Source organism: Aeromicrobium sp. (genome assembly GCF_025965075.1).
GTDB lineage: Bacteria > Actinomycetota > Actinomycetes > Propionibacteriales > Nocardioidaceae > Aeromicrobium.
In genome coordinates this window covers 1-3251 of the sequence record NZ_JAOPXQ010000284.1, presented here as the reverse complement: position 1 = coordinate 3251, position 3251 = coordinate 1, and the positions used below count along the sequence as shown (strand labels likewise).

General features: G+C 66.5%; 3 protein-coding genes. All 3 read right to left on the bottom strand.

Going from position 1 to position 3251, the window contains the following annotated elements; all coding sequences use genetic code 11:
• Positions 1-1160 (bottom strand): Ig-like domain-containing protein (locus JWQ91_RS16390; protein WP_297786660.1); only part of this gene is annotated, 1160 nt, incomplete at its 3' end.
• 52 nt (positions 1161-1212) lie between these two features.
• Positions 1213-1608, bottom strand: a complete 396-nt coding sequence (locus JWQ91_RS16385) for a cytochrome c oxidase subunit 4 (protein WP_297786657.1) — start codon at positions 1606-1608, stop codon at positions 1213-1215.
• Between the two features lie 3 nt (positions 1609-1611).
• On the bottom strand, positions 1612-3251 hold a 1640-nt coding region (gene ctaD / locus JWQ91_RS16380), incomplete at its 5' end, for a cytochrome c oxidase subunit I (protein ID WP_297786654.1).

Below are 3251 nucleotides of genomic sequence, written 5' to 3'. Positions count from 1 at the left end.
GCCGAGCCCTTGAGCCACGTGCGCCACGGGACGTTCCAGTCGGTCCAGCCGTTGCGGTCCTCGAGCTTGCGGGGGCTGTTGACGTACTTGACGACGTCCCCCCGCTGGGAGTGGTGGTAGAGCCACTTGGCGTTGGCCGTGCTCATCCCGGTGCAGCCGTGGCTGACGTTGGCGCGGCCCTGCGAGCCGACCGACCACGGGGCGGCGTGCAGGAACTCCCCCGAGTTGGTCAGGCGCATCGCCCAGCGGACGTCCGAGATGTTGTAGTAGCCCGGGTCCTCGGAGTCGACCCCGGTCGTCGCGGCGTCCATGTCGATCGAGGAGAACTTCTCCATGATGATCTTGATGCCCTCACGCGTGCGGTGCCCGGCGTCGCCGGTCGACACGGGGATCATCTTCTTGACGTCACCGTCGACCGAGTAGCGCAGCCGGTGCTTCTTGATGTTGACCACCGTCACGGCCTTCCGGCCGACGCGGAAGTCCACGTCCTGGTCCTGCTGGCCGTAGACGCCGCTGCCGGCCGGCAGGCTGTTGAGCCTCAGGCGCACCTTGACGGCCGTGTGGGCCGGCCAGAACGTCTTGGGGCGGAAGTGCGCCTCCCGGTCGCTGAACCACGTCCAGGAGCCCGTGACGTCCTTGTCCGTGGTCACCGACATGTGCTTCTCGAAGAGCGCACGATTCTTGACCGGGAGGTCGAACGTGACGATGACGGGCATCCCCACACCGACCGTCTCGCCCTGCAGCGGGGCCACCGAGGGGTACGTCTGCTGCTGCAGCGTCAGGGCCTGCGTCGTGAAGCTGCGGCGGATCGTGTCGGTCCTGCCGTCCTCACCCGTGCCGGTGGCGGTGAGCTGGTAGGCCGTGCCGGGCTCGAGCCGGTCGCGGGCGGTCCAGCTGGTGTCGGTCAGACGACCCTTGATCCGGGTCTTGCCGTCGGCCGTCCTGAGGCTGGCCTTCGTGATCGTGCCGTCCTCGGCCAGCACCTTGACCCGCGTGCTCACCTTGACGTCCGCCGCCTTGGGCCGGACGTTGGGACTCAGCGTGATGGGATCCTTGGGCTCGTCCGGCGCCACGGCGTCCTTGACGCCCCCGGCGGTGCAGCCGACCATCACGACCAGGGCTGCGGATGCCGTCACTGCGGCGACTCGAAGATGCCTCACCAGCACAGTTTACGTGCTGTCCGAGGCGATTCGAGCCACCGCGCGTGACGGGTCAGTGAGCGTGGATCCCGCGGTAGTACTCGAAGATCCAGCCACACAGCGTGACCGCACCGATGCCCGCTCCGATGATGAACAGCCACCAGCCGATGACGACGCCCAGCACGCACACGGCGAACGCCATCGCGCAGAACAGCGGCCACCAGCTGTAGGGCGGGAAGAAGCCCTGCTCACCGGCGCCTTCGGCGATCTCGCCGTCGCTGCGGTCCTCGGGGCGGTCCGGGATCTGCCGGGCGACGACGCCCAGGTAGAAGCCCAGCAGCACGCACAGCAGCGTCGTCATGACGAGCGCCGTCGTGCCGGTCGGGTCGGTCGTCAGCACCCAGTAGACCGGAGCGATCAGTGCGAAGAAGATCCCGCACGCCAGGATGGTCCAAGTTTCGGCCTTCATGGATCAGTCGTCCTTCTCGTCGTGAGTGTCGGCCTGGACACGGCCGTTGGCCTGACCACTCTTGCCCGACACGTCCGGGGCATCGGCGAACGCGGAGTTCTCGCCGGGGTTGTGCGCCAGCTCGAGCGCGGCGATCTCCGGGTGGTGGAGGTCGAACGCGGGGCTCTCGGAACGGATGCGTGGCAGCGAGGTGAAGTTGTGACGCGGCGGCGGGGACGAGGTCGCCCACTCGAGGGAGCGGCCCCAGCCCCACGGGTCGTCGAGACCGACGAGCGGGGACTTGCGCGACTTCCACACGTTGTAGAAGAACGGCAGCGTCGACGCACCGAGCAGGAACGCACCGATCGAGGAGATCTCGTTGAGCGTCGTGAACCCGTCGCCGGCGCCGTAGTCGGCGTAGCGACGCGGGAAGCCCTCGACGCCGAGCCAGTGCTGCACGAGGAACGTCAGGTGGAAGCCGATGAACAGCAGCCAGAAGTGGATCTTGCCGAGCTTCTCGTCCAGCATGCGGCCGGTGAGCTTGGGCCACCAGAAGTAGAAACCTGCGAACATCGCGAACACCACGGTGCCGAAGACGACGTAGTGGAAGTGCGCGACGACGAAGTAGCTGTCCGACAGCTGGAAGTCGAGCGTCGGCGACGCCAGGATGACACCCGTCAGACCACCGAAGAGGAATGTCGTCAGGAAGCCCAGCGAGAAGATCAGCGGCGTGTCGAACGACAGGGAGCCGCCCCACAGCGTGCCGATCCAGTTGAAGAACTTCACGCCGGTGGGCACTGCGATCAGGAACGTCATGAAGGAGAAGAACGCCAGGTCGACCGAGCCGGTGACGAACATGTGGTGGGCCCACACCGCGACCGACAGGGCCGCGATCATGAGCGTCGCGCCGACCAGTCCGACGTAGCCGAAGATCGGCTTGCGGGCGAACACCGGCAGGATCTCGGTGATGATGCCGAAGAACGGCAGCGCGATGATGTAGACCTCGGGGTGGCCGAAGAACCAGAACAGGTGCTGCCACAGGATCGGGCCGCCGTTGGCGGGGTCGAACACGTGCGCACCGAGTCGGCGATCCGCCTCGAGGGCCAGCAGCGCGGCAGCGAAGATCGGGAACGCGATCAGCACGAGCATGCTGGTGACGAGCGTGTTCCACACGAAGATCGGCATCCGGAACATCGTCATGCCGGGCGCGCGCATCGTGAAGATCGTGGTGATGAAGTTGACGCCACCGAGGATCGTTCCGAGGCCGGACATGTAGAGGCCCATGACCCACAGGTCACCACCGACACCCGGCGAGTTGACCGCGTCGCTCAATGGGGCGTACGCGAACCAGCCGAAGCTCGCCGCGCCACCGGGCACGAAGAAGCCCGAGACCACGATCGTGCTGCCGAACAGGTAGAGCCAGTAGCTGAACATGTTGAGTCGCGGGAACGCGACGTCGGGCGCACCGATCTGCAGCGGCATGATCGCGTTGCCGAAGCCGAAGAACAGCGGCGTCGCGAACATCAGCAGCATGATCGTGCCGTGCATCGTGAACAGCTGGTTGTACGTCTCGTCGTCGACCAGCTGCGTGCCGGGCTGGGCCAGCTCCGCACGGATCAGCAGCGCCAGGATGCCGCCGATGATGAAGAAGGCGAACGACGTGA

Coding starts and splice junctions, on each gene's coding strand:
- JWQ91_RS16385 (WP_297786657.1), bottom strand. CDS start 1,608: ATGAAGGCCGAAACTTGGACCATCCTGGCGTGCGGGATCTTCTTCGCA.